Below are 16097 nucleotides of genomic sequence, written 5' to 3' on the forward strand. Positions count from 1 at the left end.
CGGGCGGATCGGGCCTGGCGGGGCCGCGCGTCGACCATGACGAGCGGCGGTGCCGCGGTCGTCGACTGCGGCGTGGCCATCAGCATATCGAGTCCCCCTCCCGGTTCCGGTCGTCCGCGTCGTCACTTCGGAACGGCGGTGACCACGAGGTTGCTGAGGTAGCGCCTGGCCTCGTAGTCGAACTCCCCGCCGCAGGTGACGAGGGTGAGTCGCGGCGAACCCGATCGGTCGAACGCGGCATCCCAGTCGACGTCGGACTTCTCGGTGACCTGCGACGACTCGACGGCGTAGGCGTGGCGCGTGCCCGCGGCATCCGTGACGAACACCGGCGTCCCCGGTGCCGCATCCTTCAGTCGCGCGAACGGCAGGACCCGGTACTCCAGCGAGTCGACGTGGGCCGCGATCACGGTCGATCCGGTCTCCGACCCCGGCGCCGGCCCCCACCGGTACCACGCGGCGATCGCCGGGTCGTCGAAGAGGCCCATGCGCCCGTCGGCGTCGAGGCCGACGGGTTCGACCCGCATGTCGATGCCGAGATCGGGCACCTCGACGCGAACCGGCGCGGGCGCCTGCACCGCACGGTTCGCCTCGAGCGACGCCGAGCGGCGCGGCACGTCGGGGATCGCGGAGGCCTGGGCCGCCGCCGCGGGGCGTGCCCCCGGCAGCGCTGAGGGGGTCGGCGCGGCCGCCGACGCGGACGGCTCGACGCGCGCCGGCGCGCCCTCCCCCGGTGCGACCGCGCATCCGGCGAGGAGGGCGAGCACGGCGGCGGCCGCGACCGGGGACCCGAACACCCCGGCCGCGACCGCCTTCCCCCGCATGGCGATCAGCGCTCGGCCTTCACCGTCACGACCTTGCGGGCCGCAACGACTGCGAGTGCGATCGCCGAGAGGACCGCGATTCCCCCCGCGGCCCACAGGCCGAACACCCGCTCGGGCGAGTTCGTCGCGACGAGACCCGCGGCACCGGCCGGAACGCCGTCGGGGCTCGAGTGCATCCCGGTCACGGTCTGCACGGCGAGTTCGAGCGTGTCGTCCTCGAGGCTGCCCCAGGCGTACACGATCGTCAGCGTGCCCTCGGCGACGTCGACGGGTGCCGGCCCGAGCACCGGGTCGGTCGTGCCGGCGGCGGCGACCGAAGCCTCGACGGTTCCGGCGGGCAGGTCCAGCGACTGCTCGTTCGGGTTCTCGAGGCCCGTGATCACGGCCTCACCACCGGCGAGCACATCGACCGCGGGTGCCGCCGCGACGTGTCGAACGGTCAGCCGGCCCTCACCGGCCGCGATCTCCGACACGTCGTTCGTGAAGAGATTGGCGGTCGGGTTGCCCTCGGCGTCGAGGTTCGCGACGGCCGTGTAGTTCCCGCCGGCCTCGAGCGGCAGGTCGACCGGTCCGATCACGGGCTCGGATGCGTCGGCGGCATCCGCCGCGGTGATCGCGACGCTGTAGGTGCCCGCAGCCAGTTCCAGCGGGCCGGCGAGGTCGCCCGGCTCGAAGTCGTCGAGCGTCAGTTCGTCGTTCACGTAGACGTCCACCGTGAGGCCGGGGACTCCGTGCAGCACGGAGAGCATGGCCGCGTCCTCGGCGGCGTTGGCGGGCGCGAGTCCGCCGAGCGCGACGAGCGCTCCGGCGCCGATGCCGGCGGCGATGATCTTCTTCATGGTGTCCTCCTGGTCGTTCCCGCGGTTCGCGGGGCGGATCTTGCCTGACACCATCTCCTTCCGATCCAACCTCCCGATCGGATGCACATGCATGGAGAATTCCTCGCGCCGGACGTGACGACGGCCGGCGCCCCTCGCGGGTGCGCCGGCCGTCACGCCGTACGTGGGCTCGGTTCAGCTGACGCCGAGCAGGTCGATCACGAAGATCAGGGTCTTGCCGGAGAGCGGGTGACCGCCGCCGGCGGGGCCGTACGCCTGCTGCGGCGGGACGGTGAGCTTGCGGCGCCCGCCGACCTTCATGCCGGGGATGCCCTCCTGCCAGCCGGCGATGAGCGCCTGCAGCGGGAAGTTGATCGACTGGCCGCGGCTCCACGACGAGTCGAACTCCTCGCCCGAGTCGTACTCGACGCCGAGGTAGTGCACGTCGACCGTCGAGCCGGCCGCCGCCTCGGGGCCGTCGCCGACGACGATGTCCTCGATGACGAGTTCGACGGGCGCCGGACCCTCGGGAGCCTCGACCTCGGGCTTGCTGTTCGTATCAGTCATGGGTCCATCAAAACGGATGCCGCGTGCGCGTTCAATCCGGGACACCCGTCCACACGGGTCTTGTGCTGACGGCGAACACGTTGCAGTCTGTAGCCCTAAAGAGCTCGTCGCCCCGGAGTGCTGTCGGCTGAGGCCACACCGCGGGGCGACGAGTTTCTTCGTGTGGGGCGGTGTCACTCCCCCATGAGCCGGGACCGGATCAGGAACCGCACCCCCTCGGGCGCCTCGAGCGAGAACCCGCTCCCCCGGCCGGGCACCACGTCGACCGTGAGGTGCGTGTGCCGCCAGTAGCCGAACTGCTCGGCCGACATCCAGAACGGCACGACCCGGCCCGAGCCGAGGTCGAGCTCGCCGAGGAGCACGTCGGCCGCGCTCGTGACGAAGTCGCCCGCCGGGTAGCACATGGGAGCGCTGCCGTCGCAGCATCCGCCCGACTGGTGGAACATCAGGGGCCCGTGCTTCGCCCACAGCGTCGCGAGCAGGACGCTCGCCGCGGGCGTGAGCTCCACCCGCGGCGAGACGTCCCCCGGCACCGTGACCGACGCGACCACGCGTGCGGCGAGCGCCGCGACATCCGTCGCCTCGTTCGTCATGGCCGGCCGCCGATCAGAAGAACCCGAGCGGGTTCTCGCTGTAGCTGACCAGGAGGTTCTTGGTCTGCTGGTAGTGCGCCAGCGCCTCCTTGTTGTTCTCGCGGCCGATGCCCGAGGACTTGTAGCCGCCGAACGCCGCACCCGCGGGGTACGCGTGGTAGTTGTTCACCCACACGCGGCCGGCCTGGATGTCGCGGCCCGCCCGGTACGCCTCGTTGCCGTTGCGGCTCCAGACGCCCGCGCCCAGTCCGTACAGCGTGTCGTTGGCGATGCGGATGGCGTCGTCGTAGTCGCGGAAGCTCGTGACCGCGACGACCGGGCCGAAGATCTCCTCCTGGAAGAGCCGCATGCGGTTCTCGCCCTCGAAGATCGTCGGCGCGACGTAGTAGCCCTCGCTGAGGTCGCCGCCGAGGTCGACGCGCTCACCGCCGAGCAGCAGCTTCGCGCCCTCCTGCTTGCCGATGTCGATGTAGCTCAGGATCTTCTCGAGCTGGTCGTTCGAGGCCTGCGCGCCGACCTGGGTCTCGGTGTCGAGCGGGTTGCCCTGCCGGGCGAGCTTCGTGCGCTCGATCGCGTCGTCGAGGAAGGTGTCGTAGATCGACTTCTGGATGAGCGAGCGGCTCGGGCAGGTGCAGACCTCGCCCTGGTTGAACGCGAACAGGCTGAAGCCCTCGAGCGCCTTGTCGTAGAACGAGTCGCGGCGGTCGGCGACCGACTCGAACACGATGTTCGGGCTCTTGCCGCCGAGCTCGACGGTCGAGGGGATGATGTTCGCCGACGCGTACTGGAGGATGAGCCGGCCGGTCGTCGTCTCGCCCGTGAACGCGATCTTGCGGATGCGGTTCGACGACGCGAGGGGCTTGCCGGCCTCGACGCCGAAGCCGTTGACCACGTTCAGGACGCCCGCAGGCAGCAGGTCGGCGATGAGCTCGACGAGGACGAGGATGGACACGGGCGTCTGCTCGGCGGGCTTCAGCACGACCGCGTTGCCCGCGGCGAGGGCGGGAGCGAGCTTCCAGACGGCCATGAGCAGCGGGAAGTTCCACGGGATGATCTGGCCGACGACGCCGAGCGGCTCGTCGAAGTGGTACGCGACGGTGTCCTCGTCGAGCTGCGTGAAGCTGCCCTCCTGCGCGCGGATCAGGCTCGCGAAGTAGCGGAAGTGGTCGCTCGCGAGCGGCAGGTCGGCGTTGAGCGGTTCGCGGATCGACTTGCCGTTGTCCCAGGTCTCGGCGACCGCGAGGAGCTCGAGGTTCGCGTCGATCCGGTCGGCGATGGCGTTCAGGATGGCGGCGCGGTGCGCGGCGCTCGTGCGCCCCCACGCGGGCGCGGCCCGGTGCGCCGCATCGAGTGCGGCCTCGATGTCGGCGGCGGTGCCGCGCGCGACCTCCGCGAACGGCCTGCCGTTGACGGGCGAGATGTCGTCGAAGTAGGCGCCCTCGATGGGCTTCACCCACTCGCCGCCGATGAAGTGCTCGTAGCGCGGCTTGAACTGGATCAGTGCGCCGGCGGTGCCGGGCGCGGCGTACACGGTCATCGTGTCTCCTCGTGACGTCGTCGTCATGCCCTCGGAGTGGGGCGATCGTCACGGTACGGAGGCGGGCGTTGCGCCTCGGTTGCCCGAGGGTTGCAGTCGCGTTGCAGTCAGCGCAGCGCTGCGTCGATGCGCTCGAGGTGCGCGACGACCGTCGCGCGACGCGGCGAGCGCGGCGGGAGCACCTCGAGGAGGGCCCGCCAGAGCTCGACGTCGTAGCGGTGCTCGTCGCGCTCGGCGTACGCGGCGAGCAGGTCGGGCGAGGCGTCGGCGAGCATCGACTCCCGGAGGCGGCCGGCGAGCTCGTCGCGGAGTTCGACGATGCCCGGCGCGATCGAAGCCGGCAGAAGCGGTCCCGGGTACTGCTCGAGCGCCTTGCGGAGCGACCCCTGGCCGGCGAGCTTCGCCACGCGCGCGGCGTCGACGTCGAGCGCCCGCGCGAGGCGGTACGGCCGCGACTCGAGCGGCGGCTCACCCGCGGCCTCGAGCACGCGCCGGAGCCGCGTGACCTCGGCGCGGAGCGTCACGGGTGAGGCGTCGCCCTCGTACACGAGCGCCGCGAGCCGCTCGGCTCCGAGGCCGTGCGGGTGCCAGGCGAGCAGGGTCAGGATCTCCGCGTGCCTGGGGCTCAACTCGTGCGCGCCGAGACGGGGCCGCTGCACGCCGAGCACGGTGAGCGGCGTGCGCGGCGCGGGTACCGATCGCATGCGCGAGCGTCGGATGGTGGCGTGCACGCTCGACTCGAGGTTCGCGATGCGCAGCTCGGCCTCGACGGCGGCGACGGTCGCCGACACGAGCGATAGCGTGTGCGGGGCGACGGCGAGGTCGGTGCCCGTGATGTCGATCACCCCGAGCAGGGCTCCCGTCACGGGGTCGTGGACCGGTGCCGCGGTGCAGCTCCACGGATGGACGATGCGGTTGTAGTGCTCGGCGCCGCGGATCTGCACCGCCCGATCGAGCTGCAGGGCGGTTCCCGGCGCGCTCGTTCCGATGCTCGCCTCGGACCAGTCGGCGCCCGCGACGAAGAGCATGTCCTCCGCCCGACGTCGAAGGTGCGGGTCGCCCTCGACGAAGAGCAGCCGGCCCTGCGCGTCGCCGACGGCGACGACCAGCCCGGCGTCCTCCGCGCCGTCGACGAGCAGGCGGCGGATGACGGGCATCACCGGGGCCAGCGCGTGCGAGGCCCGGTAGGCGCGGAACTCGCCATCGTCGAGTTCGATACGCGGCAGCGCCCGGTCGGGGTCGATGGCCCCGCGGATGGCGCGTTCCCACGATTCGCGCACGACGGGCCGGAGGCTGAGCGGCACGACGCCGGTCGCCAGGGCGTCCTCCTGGGCGCGCAGCAGCCGATCGCGCAGGGCGCCGGGGTCGCCCTGCGGCACCTCGTTCGGCATGGGCACGCCGTCTCCGATCGCCGTCGATCACCTCGCGGATGCGGCAAGCATAGACCGCCCGGGTCGGAGCCGACGCCACTCGGCGATCGCGAGGCGATCACCCGACGGCGAGCAGCACTCCGGCCGAGGTCCCGGCGTACACACCGGATTTCACCGAGGCGATGCCGAGGATCGCGTCGCCCGGGACGATCGGGAGCGTGGACCGCACCGATCCGTCCGCCAGCGACAGACTCGCGAGCGCGCCGGTCGACGTCGACGCGAACGCCACGTCCTTCGCGGCCGCCGCACCCGTGACGTCGAGGGGCGACCCGAGGGCGCCGGCGAGATCCGTCCTCCAGTGCACCAGGCCGGTCGACGCAGCCGTCGCGGCGACCCATCCGGCCGAGGTTCCCGCGAGCACGGTGTCCTTGGTCACGGTCGCGGCGGAGACGGAGAGATCGACACCGGTCACCCCGCTCAGGTCCGTCACCCAGCGCACGGATCCGACCGCCGGGTCGAGCACCGCGATGCGGCCGATCGAGGTGCCCACCGCCAGGACGTCCTTCCCCGACGCGACCGCCGTGGCCCCGAGGAGCATGCCGAGGTACCCGGACAGGTCGGTCGTCCACCGCACCTCGCCGGTCGCCGCGTCGAGCGAGACGACCCGCCCGTCCGACGTCGCTGCGGCAACGGCGCCCCCGCCGACGGAGACCGCCGACACCGCGAGCGGCGCTCCGAGCACACCCGCCACGTCGGTCACCCAACGCACCTCGCCGGTGGACGCGTCCATGGCGACGACGCCTCCGTTCGAGGCGCCCGCGACCGTCGCGCCGTCCCCGGTCGCCACCGAGGAGACCTCGACGCTCGCAGCGAGGACCGCGTCGACGAACGTCACCCAGCGGATCGACCCGTCGGAGGGCTCGGACGCCACGACGTCACCGCTCGTCGTCCCCGCGAACACCGCGCGCTTGTCGGCGGCGACGGACGTGACCGCGAGGCCGGTGCCGAGGGCGGCCGCGAGGTCGGAGGACCAGACGACCGTCGGTGCTCGCGGCGGCTTCTGGGCGAGTACCGGCCCGGCACCGATTCCGGTGCCGAGACCGATGAGCAGCAGGGCCGACGATATGGTGGCCGGCAGGGCGCGAGCGGACGTCATGATGCAACTCCTCGCATCGAGGCGTTCGGGTCCGATGCCCGCACCGTACTCCTCCTCGATCCCGGCGGTCAACGCCGGCGATCGTCGGTCGCCACTCAGGCCGAGATCGCGGCGCGAGCGCGCGTGACGGACTCGAGGAGCGCCCGTTCGTCCGCGTGCCGGCGCACGTCGGCGCGGCCGGTCGCGATGATATTCCGGGTGAACGCCAGCCGGGTGGCATCCGCGATGAACCGCTGGACCTCGGCGGTGCGCGAGGGCTGCTGCGCACGAGCCCAGGCGAGCGCGGCCCGTCGGCCGGGCCACGTCGAGAGGCCGTCGACCTCGTCTTGGCTGAACCAGCCCGCGGCCGCGTACTCCGAGAGCCGCCTGCGCGTCACGCGCTGCTCCTCGCGCCGGAGCAGGACGGTCACGACGACGGCGGCGATGAAGATCGGCACCTGCACGGTGAAGTAGAGGGCGAAGGCGTCGGCGAAGGCGAGCGAACCGTTCCAGAACGCGTGCAGCAGGATGGCGGCGACGAGGCCCACCAGGAACCACGCGATGACGCCCGCCCCACGGCCGCGCCGGGCGGCGAAGCCGATCGCGACGCCCGTGCACGCCGTGAACAGCACGTGCGCGAACGGGGAGAAGAGTCCGCGGATGATGAACGTCGTGCCGAGCTCGCCCGCGCCGCCCTCGATGAGCGCGACGCCGAAGTACAGGATGTTCTCGGTGAACGCGAAGCCGGCCGCGACCGTCGCGCCGTAGACGAGGCCGTCGACGGGTCCGTCGAAGTGCGACCGGGCGAGCAGGAAGATGAGGAGCACGCCGGCGCCCTTCGCGAGCTCCTCCACGATCGGCGCCTGCACGACGGCCTGCAGTGCCTCGTCGGTCGTCGCGCCGTCGGGCGAGGTGAACGCGGCGAAGAGCTGCACGCCGAGGTCGACGACGAGCGCGATCGCGACCGACACCGCCGCGCCCCAGAGGAACGCGAGCCAGAGTGCCCAGCGCGGCTCGGGCTCCCAGCGGTCGATCCAGCGGACCGCGAACAGGACGATCGCGAGCGGCACGAGCGCGACGAGCGTTCCGACTGCGACGACGGAGGCGCCCAGCGAGATGGCGAGGTAGCCGGCCACGAGGAGCGCGACCAGGCCCGCGACGGCGATGAGCACGATGATCGCGGCCCCGGCGCCCAGGCCCGTGCGCGGGCGCCCGGCAGGGCGGGCCGCGAAGGCGGGATCACCCGAGGGCGATCCGGCTGCATTCAGGTGGCCGTGCGGATCGACGGGTGGCGGAGGCGTCAGGCTCACGCCGGAAGCCTAGCGAGCCGCGCCGTCACCGGGCGGGAACATCACGCCCGGGTTCAGGATGCCGGCCGGGTCGAACACCGCCTTGATCCGACGCTGGAGGTCGACGGACGCATCGCCGAGCTCCTCGGCGAGCCAGCGCCGCTTCAGCACGCCGACCCCGTGCTCGCCGGTCAGCGTGCCGCCGAGGCGCACCGCAGCGCGGAACAGCTCATCGGCGGCGGTCCAGATGCACTCGGGCACCTCGTCGCCCTCGAACACGAAGTTCGGATGCAGGTTGCCGTCGCCCGCGTGCGCGAGCGTCGGGATCTCGACGCCGTGGCGGGCGCCGATCCGGGCGATCTCGCGGAACATCTCCGGCAGCTTCGAACGCGGCACCGCGACGTCCTCGATGAGCACGTTGCCGCGCGAGGCGAGTGCCGGGTGCATCGCGCGGCGGATGTCGAGGAGGCGCTCGCCCGTCGCGGCATCCGTGGACCGCTCGACCCGCCCGCCGGATTCGGCGAACACCCGGGCGATCACCTCCGCCTCGGCCGCGGCATCCCCCGCGTCGCACTGGGCGAGGAGGAACGTCTCGCCGGGCGCGAAGTCGGCGAGCGGCGTGCCCGCGAGCGCGTCGGCGCCGAGGTGCTCGGCGACGCGCGCGAGCCCGACGGGGTCGATGAGTTCGAGCACGGCGGGGCGGACGCGCGCGGCGGCGACGCCCCCGACCGCGACGCCCGCCGACTCCACGTCCGGGAAGGCGGCGGCGACCGTCTCCGTCGCCCCGGGCACGACCGGACGCAGGCGCACGACGGCCTCGACGATCACGCCGAGCGTGCCCTCGGAGCCCGTGAGCAGTGCCGTCAGGTCATAGCCCGTCACGCCCTTGACGGTCCGGTGCCCGGTGCGCAGCAGCGACCCGTCGGCGAGGACCACAGCCAGGCCCAGGACGCTCTCGCGCGTCACGCCGTACTTCGCGCAGAGCAGCCCACCGGCGTTCGTGGCGATGTTGCCGCCGATCGACGAGATGGCCCGGCTCGCCGGGTCGGGCGCGTACCAGAGCCCGCGCTCGCGGGCCGCGCGATCGAGGTCGCCGTTCAGCACGCCCGGCTCGACGACCGCGAGCTCGTCGACGTCGTCGATCTCGAGGATCCGGTCCATGCGCGAGAGGTCGAGCACGATCGAGCCGCGGCTCGCGATCCCGCCGCCGGCGAGCCCGGTTCCGGCGCCGCGGGGCACGATGGGAGTTCCGGTGGCGGTCGCGATGCGCATGAGCTCCTGCACGTCTGCGACGGATGCCGCGTGCACGACTGCGAGCGGCGGCGCGTCGCTGCGCCATCCGGAGCGGTCTTCGCGCACGGCCTCGAGGGCGGGGCCGTCGAAGGCGGCGCGCTCGCCGAAGGCGTCGTCGAGGCGGTCGCGCAGCTCGGCGGTCGACGGGTCGTGCAGATCGGCGGAGAGCGATGGCGCATCGGCTGGCATGGGGTCCAGCGTAGCGACGCAGCCATGTCCGATTTCCGCTATGCAGGATCGCGGGCGGATGCGACGCTGGATGGGTGACCACGACCGCCCCCGCCCCACCCGGCACCGCAGCCGGGAGCACCGCGAACCGCAGCCCGCACGCCGATCCGCTCGCCGACCCCGTCTTCGCGGAGAAGTACCGCGCCATGCTCGCGCGCGACGCGCGCTTCGACGGCCAGTTCATCACGGGCGTGCACTCGACGGGCATCTACTGCCGGCCGAGCTGCCCCGCGGCACCGCCGAAGCCGACGAACGTCACGTTCTACCGGACCGCGGCGGCCGCGCACGAGGCCGGCCTCCGGGCGTGCAAGCGCTGCCTGCCCGACGCCGTGCCCGGCTCACCCGAATGGGACCTCGACGACGACCTCGCCGCCCGGGCCATGCGCCTCATCGCCGACGGCGTCGTCGAGCGCGACGGCGTGCCCGGCCTCGCGGCCCGCCTCGGCTACACGCCCCGCCACCTCACCCGCGTGCTCACCGCCGAACTCGGCGCCGGCCCGCTCGCACTCGCCCGCGCGCATCGCGCGCAGACCGCGCGCGCCCTGCTCACCTCGACCGCGATGCGCGTGTCGGACGTCGCGTTCGCGGCGGGCTTCGGCAGCATCCGCCAGTTCAACGACACCGTGCGCGCGGTCTACGAGCGCAGCCCGCTCGAGCTCCGTGCGACCGCGCGCGCGCGACGTGGCGGCCGGGTCGCCGCGGCGGCGACCACGGCGTCGAGTACGGCGACGGATGACCCGGGGTCGCCCGCCCCCGGCGACGCCGGTGTCGTGCGTCTCCGGCTTCCCGCGCGCGCGCCCTTCGACGCCGCGGGCGTGTTCGCGTGGCTCGCGACCCGCGCGCTCGCCGGCGTGGAGAGCGCCGGCACCGACCACTACGCGCGCACGCTCGCACTGCCGACCGGCCCGGCGCTGGTCCGGCTCGCCGCCGTCCACGGCGCCCCGGCGCTCGACGTCGAGGCGCACCTGTCGAGCCTCGCCGACCTCGCGCCGCTCGTCGCCCGCGTGCGGCGCCTGTTCGACCTGGACGCCGATGCCGAGGCGATCGACGCGGCGCTCGCCGCCGACCCCGTCCTCGCGCCCGCGGTCGCCGCCGTTCCCGGCATCCGAATGCCCGGCTGCCTCGACCCGCACGAGCTCGTCGTGCGCGCGCTCGTCGGCCAGCAGGTCTCCGTCGCCGCCGCCCGCACGGCGCTGACACGGCTCGCCGCCGAGCTCGGCGAACGCGTCGAGATCGACGGGAGCGTGCGCACGCTGTTCCCCACTGCCTCGGCGATCGCCGAGCGCGGCGGCGACGTGCTGCGCGGCCCCGCCGCGCGCATCCGCACCATCGTCGACGTCTGCGGCCGCCTCGCCGCCGGCGAGCTCGTCGTGGCTCCGGAGCGCGAGCGCGCCGAGCTGCGAGCCGACCTGCTCGCGGTGCCCGGCATCGGCCCCTGGACGGCCGGGTACCTCGCCATGCGCGTGACGCGCGAGCCCGACGAGTTGCTCGTCTCCGACCTCGCCCTCCGCAACGGGGCGGCGCGCCTCGGCCTGCCGTCCGATGCGAAGGCGCTCGCCGCTCGCGGCGCGGAGTGGGCACCCTGGCGGAGCTACGCCTCGATGCACCTCTGGCGGGTCGCGGCATCCGCCTTGTCGACGTGACGGAGCATCACGCCCGGTTCGTTGTACGTTCCGCACAGCGGCAAGGCGAGGGCGGCCGATAGCCTAGACGGGTGAAGTTCGCGCACCTCCGAGTCGAAGGCCAGACGACCCCCCGACTCGCGGTGGTCCACGACGATCAGGCGACCTTCCTCGACGAGGTGATGGCCGACGCCCCGCGCGACCTGCAGGAGCTCATCGAGCGAGGCCCCGACGCCCTCGCCGATGTGCGCGCGGTCGTCGCCGCGGCCCTCGCATCGGGCGCCCCGACGACCCCGGTCGCCGACCTCCGGCACGACTCCGCCGTGCTGAGGCCGGCGCAGGTGCTCGCGATCGGGGCGAACTACGCCGCCCACGCGTCCGAACTGAAGTTGCGCTCCGAATCGGCGATGACGATCTTCTCGCTCTGGCCGAACTCGCTCGCCGCGCACGGCGGAACGACCACGTGGGCGGGCGACGTGGCCACCCAGGTCGACTACGAGGCCGAGCTCGGCGTGATCATCGGCACGCCCGCGCGCGACGTCTCGCCGCAGGACGCGCTCGACCACGTGTGGGGATACACGGTCGTGAACGACATCACGGCCCGCGACATCCAGTTCAGCGAGGCGCAGTGGTCGCGCTGCAAGTCGTTCGACGGCTTCACGCCGACCGGCCCCGTCGTGGTCACCGCCGACGAGATCGCCGATCCCCAGGACCTGTGGTTGACGACGAACCTCGACGGACACATCCTGCAGGACGCCTCGACCAACGAGATGGTCCGGAGCGTCGCCGAGATCATCTCCTACCTCTCGAAGACCGCGACCCTCCCGGCCGGCACCCTCATCTCGACGGGCAGCCCCGGCGGTGCCGGGTATTCACGCAACCCGCAGGTGTTCCTGCACGACGGCTCGACCGTGACCGTCAGCATCGAGGGGATCGGCTCGCTCACCACGCACTGCCGCGTGATCTGAGGCGCCTCGCCGGGCTCAGTCGCTCGGCTCCCCCTTCAGCTCCACGACGTTGATGGCCTGGGTGATGGGATGGACCCCCGAGAGGCGCGACGGCATGAGCTGCCGGGTCACGTCCTCACGGGTCATGAGGCCGGCCTCGACGACCAGGTCGGCGACGGGTCGTCCGGTCGCGAGCGCGACCTTCGCGAGCTTCGCCGCCTCGGCGTAGCCGATGAACGGGATGAGCGCCGTGATCACGCCGACGCTCGATGCGACCTGCGCCTCGAGGTGCTCGGTGTTCGGCGTGATGCCGTCGACGCAGTTCACGCGCAGGGTCCAGCACGCCTGCCGCATCCACGTGATCGACTGCAGGAGCGAGTGCGCGATGACCGGCTCGAACGCGTTGAGCTGCAGCTGGCCGTTCTCGGCGGCCATCATGACCGTGACGTCGGCCCCCGCGACCGCGTAGGCGACCTGGCTGACCGCCTCGGGGATGACCGGGTTGACCTTGCCCGGCATGATGCTCGAGCCCGCCTGCTTGGGCGGGAGGTGGATCTCGCCGAGACCGGCCTGCGGACCCGACGAGAGCAGCCGGAGGTCGTTGCAGATCTTCGAGAGCTTGATCGCGCTGCGCTTCAGCGCGCTCGAGAAGGTCATGAAGACGCCCGTGTCGCTCGTCGCCTCGACGAGGTCGGGCGCGGTCTCCAGACGCTGACCCGTGATCTCGCTGAGGTGCCGCACCACCGCGGCCGCGTACCCGGGGTCGGCCGTGATGCCCGTGCCGACCGCGGTGCCGCCGAGGTTCACCTCGGAGAGCAGCTTGATCGTCTCGCGGAGCCGCGCGATGTCCTCGCCGAGGGTCGTCGCGAAGCCGTGGAACTCCTGGCCGAGCGTCATCGGGACCGCGTCCTGGAGCTGCGTGCGGCCGACCTTGAGCACCTCGTGGAACTCGCGGCCCTTGCGTCCGAACGAGATCCGGAGCAGGTCGAGCTCGGTGAGCATCGTCGTGAGCGACGCGGTCATCGCCAGCTTCAGCGCGGTCGGGTAGGTGTCGTTCGTCGACTGGCTGCGGTTGACGTCGTCGATCGGGTGGATGAGGTCGTAGCGCGCCCTCGGGTAGCCCGCGATCTCGAGCGCGATGTTCGCGATGACCTCGTTCGCGTTCATGTTCGTCGAGGTGCCCGCACCGCCCTGGATGACGCCGACCACGAACTGGTCGTGGAACTCGCCGTCGATGATCCGCTGGCAGGCCTCGTCGATCCACGCCTGCTTGCGCGGATCGAGGGCGCCGAGCTCCTTGTTCGCCCGGCACGCCGCCTGCTTCACCTGCGCGAGCGCGACGACGAGCTCGGGATAGACGGAGATCGGTCGCTTCGAGATCGGGAAGTTCTGGAGCGCACGCATGGTGTGCACGCCCCAATAGGCATCTGCGGGGACCTCGACCGAGCCGAGCGAGTCGGTCTCGGTCCGTGTCTCCGACGTGTTCGTGGGGATCACCTCGTCCTCCGATCGGACGCTTTCGACGGTGTTGGGATGCGGTCGGGTCATCGACACTTCGGCTCCATCGCCTCGAGGACACGCGCGGGATCGCCGCGCTCGGTACGTCCCGAGCCTACTCGGCGGCCCACGGCGATTCCCGCAGCAGCGTGTACGATCCGTGCGCGTCCGCTGTACACGGCGTCCGATTCGTGCGTCGCATGCACCGACCCGCCCGAGCGGGCGGTCAACCCGGGCCGGCGACGTCGTCGAGATCCCCGGTCCGCGCTTCGCGTCCATCCGCTCCCCCGCGTGTCCTCCCACGCGTCAGGGACACCCCGCGGCCGCCCGACGGCAGGTCCCGACGCGAACGAGGCCCACGACCGTCGGGTCGTGGGCCTCGTCGTCGCGGGCGATCAGACGAACGCGAGCGGCGCGAACGGCAGCAGCAGCAGGCCGAAGGCGAGGAACGCGAGGGTCGCGATGACGACGCCGGCGAGCATCACCGCGTTCAGCGCGATGCCCCAGATCGCCATGGTGCGGGCCGACGGCTCGCGGCGCAGCGCGAGGATGCCGAGCACGAGGCCGGCGACCGGCACCACGAACGTGAAGCCGGCGACGAGCGAGACGATGCCGAGCACGAGGCTCGAGACGGCGAACCCGCGCGTCTCGACGTCGGTCGCCGGTGCGGGGGTGACGGTGGTCATCAGTTGGATCTCCTGTTCATCGGGATGATCCGAGGCTACGGATGACGCGAGCCCGTCGACATGGGGCGAACCCCCGGATCGACGGGGCGGGTACCGCCCCCGGTCGACCGACGCCGGACCGGGGCGCCCACGCGATCATGCTCAGCCGGCGAGCAGCGCCTCGACCGGCCCGCGTGCGAAGTAGATCACGAACCCCGCGGCGACGACCCAGAGCAGTGGGCTGATCTCCTTCGCCTTCCCGGAGAGCGAGCGGACGATCACCCAGCTGATGAATCCCGCGCCGATGCCGTTCGCGATCGAGTAGGTGAGCGGCATGACCGTGACGGTCAGGAACACCGGGAGCAGCACGCTGAAGTCGCCGAAGTCGATCTCGCGGATCTGCGACATCATGAGCGCACCCACGATGACGAGCGCGGCCGCGGCGACCTCGGACGGCACGACGGAGGTCAGCGGCGTGAGGAACATCGCGAGGAGGAACAGCGCGCCGGTCACCAGGTTCGCCAGGCCCGTGCGCGCACCCTCGCCGATACCCGAGCCGGACTCGATGAAGACCGTGTTCGACGAGCTCGACGTGAAGCCGCCCGCGACGGCGCCGACGCCCTCGACGACGAGCGCGGAACGCAGGCGCGGGAACTCGCCCTTCGCGTCCGCGACGCCGGCCTCCTTCGACAGGCCCGTCATCGTGCCGAGGGCGTCGAAGAAGTTCGTGAACACGAGCGTGAAGACGAGCATGAGCGCGGCGAGCACGCCGATCCGTTCGAAGCTGCCGAAGCTGACCTGGCCGACGAGGGACAGGTCGGGCAGACCCACCCACTGCGCGGGCAGCTCGGGCACCGAGAGGCCCCATCCCTGCGGGTTGACGGATCCGTCGGCGCCGAACTTCGGGCCGAGGTCGAGGACGGCCTCGAGGACGATGGCGAGCACGGTGCCCGAGAGCAGGCCGATGAGGATGCCGCCCTTGACCCTGCGGGCGACGAGCACACCGGTCAGGAGCAGCGTGACCACGAACACGACGGTCGGGATCGTGCCCACCGATCCGTCCACGCCGAGGCCGACGGGTGGGGAGGACGCACCGGTCGCCGTCACGAGTCCGGCGTCGACGAAGCCGATGAACGCGATGAACAGGCCGATCCCGACGGTGATCGCGAGCTTCAGCGGCATGGGGACGGCCTCGAAGATGAGCCGCCGGAGGCCCGTGGCCGCGAGCAGCACGATGATGAGGCCGTTGACGAGCACGAGGCCCATCGCCTCGGCCCAGGTGACCTGGCCGACGACCGACACCGCGAGGAAGGAGTTGATGCCGAGGCCGGCGGCGAACGCGAACGGCAGACGCGCGACGACGCCGAAAAGGATCGTCATGACGCCGGCGGTGAGCGCGGTCACGGCGGCGACCTGGGCGAAACCGAGGTTCTCGCCCGCGACATCCGTGCCGCTCGAGAGGATGATCGGGTTCAGGATGACGATGTACGCCATCGTCACGAACGTCACGACGCCGCCGCGGATCTCGGCGGGGATCGTCGAGCCGCGTCGCGTGATCTCGAAGAAGCGGTCGAGGGGGTTCCTCGGGGCGGGCGGGCCGGAGGTCGCGGAGGCGGCTCCGGGCTCGGTCGTCGTCTCGGTGTCGGGTCGGAGGGTCATGTCGTCCAGTGTCTGGTCGGGGTGCGCGTTCGGCGCACATCGGTCTGGTTCCGCTT

14 protein-coding genes are annotated in these 16097 nt (G+C 72.3%); 2 read left to right on the plus strand and 12 right to left on the minus strand.

The annotated features are described in order from the left end of the window. Window positions 1–122: 122 nt before the first annotated feature. The 9 genes from ACIQH8_RS00605 to ACIQH8_RS00645 form a co-directional block, all read right to left on the minus strand. Window positions 123–821, minus strand: a complete 699-nt coding sequence (locus tag ACIQH8_RS00605) for a class F sortase (RefSeq protein ID WP_400993507.1) — start codon at window positions 819–821, stop codon at window positions 123–125. Between the two features lie 5 nt (window positions 822–826). Further along, window positions 827–1660, minus strand: a complete 834-nt coding sequence (locus ACIQH8_RS00610) for a DUF4397 domain-containing protein (RefSeq protein ID WP_400995650.1) — start codon at window positions 1658–1660, stop codon at window positions 827–829. Window positions 1661–1834: 174 nt separating this feature from the next. Beyond that, on the minus strand, window positions 1835–2206 hold the full coding sequence (locus tag ACIQH8_RS00615) for an FKBP-type peptidyl-prolyl cis-trans isomerase (protein ID WP_400993510.1): 372 nt from the start codon (window positions 2204–2206) through the stop codon (window positions 1835–1837). 173 nt (window positions 2207–2379) lie between these two features. Further along, the gene (locus ACIQH8_RS00620; RefSeq protein WP_400993512.1) at window positions 2380–2799 is read right to left on the minus strand and encodes a DUF779 domain-containing protein; all 420 of its coding nucleotides are present in this window, start codon (window positions 2797–2799) and stop codon (window positions 2380–2382) included. Between the two features lie 13 nt (window positions 2800–2812). Beyond that, entirely contained in the window at window positions 2813–4336 is a 1524-nt protein-coding gene (locus ACIQH8_RS00625; RefSeq protein WP_400993514.1) for an aldehyde dehydrogenase family protein, read from the minus strand. 107 nt (window positions 4337–4443) lie between these two features. Then, the gene (locus ACIQH8_RS00630; RefSeq protein WP_400995653.1) at window positions 4444–5727 is read right to left on the minus strand and encodes a GAF domain-containing protein; all 1284 of its coding nucleotides are present in this window, start codon (window positions 5725–5727) and stop codon (window positions 4444–4446) included. A 97-nt stretch (window positions 5728–5824) separates the two neighbouring features. Next, complete coding sequence (locus ACIQH8_RS00635) at window positions 5825–6862, minus strand: PQQ-binding-like beta-propeller repeat protein (RefSeq protein ID WP_400993516.1); 1038 nt, start codon at window positions 6860–6862, stop codon at window positions 5825–5827. Window positions 6863–6957: 95 nt separating this feature from the next. Next, window positions 6958–8151 (minus strand): PrsW family intramembrane metalloprotease, encoded by a 1194-nt coding sequence (locus ACIQH8_RS00640; protein ID WP_400993518.1) that lies wholly within the window; start codon window positions 8149–8151, stop codon window positions 6958–6960. Window positions 8152–8160: 9 nt separating this feature from the next. Then, a complete protein-coding gene (locus tag ACIQH8_RS00645; RefSeq protein ID WP_400993520.1) occupies window positions 8161–9612 on the minus strand; it encodes an FAD-binding oxidoreductase in 1452 nt (483 codons plus the stop codon). 185 nt (window positions 9613–9797) lie between these two features. Between ACIQH8_RS00645 and ACIQH8_RS00650 the strand changes: the two genes are divergently transcribed. Then, window positions 9798–11294, plus strand: coding sequence for a DNA-3-methyladenine glycosylase 2 family protein (locus ACIQH8_RS00650; protein ID WP_400995656.1), 1497 nt, complete (start codon window positions 9798–9800; stop codon window positions 11292–11294). Window positions 11295–11365: 71 nt separating this feature from the next. Further along, window positions 11366–12241, plus strand: a complete 876-nt coding sequence (locus ACIQH8_RS00655; RefSeq protein WP_400993523.1) for a fumarylacetoacetate hydrolase family protein — start codon at window positions 11366–11368, stop codon at window positions 12239–12241. Between the two features lie 15 nt (window positions 12242–12256). Here ACIQH8_RS00655 and ACIQH8_RS00660 read toward each other — a convergent pair whose 3' ends face one another. The 3 genes from ACIQH8_RS00660 to ACIQH8_RS00670 form a co-directional block, all read right to left on the minus strand. Continuing rightward, window positions 12257–13768: an aspartate ammonia-lyase gene (locus ACIQH8_RS00660; RefSeq protein WP_400995658.1), complete on the minus strand. Its 1512-nt coding sequence runs from the start codon at window positions 13766–13768 to the stop codon at window positions 12257–12259. A 344-nt stretch (window positions 13769–14112) separates the two neighbouring features. Next, window positions 14113–14403 carry a hypothetical protein gene (locus ACIQH8_RS00665; RefSeq protein WP_400993526.1) on the minus strand — a complete coding sequence of 97 codons (291 nt, stop codon included), beginning with the start codon at window positions 14401–14403 and terminating at the stop codon, window positions 14113–14115. A 141-nt stretch (window positions 14404–14544) separates the two neighbouring features. Next, a complete protein-coding gene (locus ACIQH8_RS00670; RefSeq protein WP_400993529.1) occupies window positions 14545–16041 on the minus strand; it encodes an NCS2 family permease in 1497 nt (498 codons plus the stop codon). Window positions 16042–16097 lie beyond the last annotated feature (56 nt).

This window comes from Agromyces sp. GXQ0307, from assembly GCF_044769845.1.
Taxonomy (GTDB): Bacteria; Actinomycetota; Actinomycetes; order Actinomycetales; family Microbacteriaceae; genus Agromyces.

What these genes read in the sequence shown, in the direction of transcription:
- ACIQH8_RS00610 (WP_400995650.1), bottom strand. Translation starts at nt 1,660, where the DNA reads ATGAAGAAGATCATCGCCGCCGGCATCGGCGCCGGAGCGCTCGTCGCG.
- ACIQH8_RS00650 (WP_400995656.1), top strand. Translation starts at nt 9,798, where the DNA reads ATGCTCGCGCGCGACGCGCGCTTCGACGGCCAGTTCATCACGGGCGTG.
- ACIQH8_RS00670 (WP_400993529.1), bottom strand. Translation starts at nt 16,041, where the DNA reads ATGACCCTCCGACCCGACACCGAGACGACGACCGAGCCCGGAGCCGCC.
- ACIQH8_RS00615 (WP_400993510.1), bottom strand. Translation starts at nt 2,206, where the DNA reads ATGACTGATACGAACAGCAAGCCCGAGGTCGAGGCTCCCGAGGGTCCG.
- ACIQH8_RS00645 (WP_400993520.1), bottom strand. Translation starts at nt 9,612, where the DNA reads ATGCCAGCCGATGCGCCATCGCTCTCCGCCGATCTGCACGACCCGTCG.
- ACIQH8_RS00605 (WP_400993507.1), bottom strand. Translation starts at nt 821, where the DNA reads ATGCGGGGGAAGGCGGTCGCGGCCGGGGTGTTCGGGTCCCCGGTCGCG.
- ACIQH8_RS00630 (WP_400995653.1), bottom strand. Translation starts at nt 5,727, where the DNA reads ATGCCGAACGAGGTGCCGCAGGGCGACCCCGGCGCCCTGCGCGATCGG.
- ACIQH8_RS00665 (WP_400993526.1), bottom strand. Translation starts at nt 14,403, where the DNA reads ATGACCACCGTCACCCCCGCACCGGCGACCGACGTCGAGACGCGCGGG.
- ACIQH8_RS00635 (WP_400993516.1), bottom strand. Translation starts at nt 6,862, where the DNA reads ATGACGTCCGCTCGCGCCCTGCCGGCCACCATATCGTCGGCCCTGCTG.
- ACIQH8_RS00625 (WP_400993514.1), bottom strand. Translation starts at nt 4,336, where the DNA reads ATGACCGTGTACGCCGCGCCCGGCACCGCCGGCGCACTGATCCAGTTC.
- ACIQH8_RS00620 (WP_400993512.1), bottom strand. Translation starts at nt 2,799, where the DNA reads ATGACGAACGAGGCGACGGATGTCGCGGCGCTCGCCGCACGCGTGGTC.
- ACIQH8_RS00660 (WP_400995658.1), bottom strand. Translation starts at nt 13,768, where the DNA reads ATGACCCGACCGCATCCCAACACCGTCGAAAGCGTCCGATCGGAGGAC.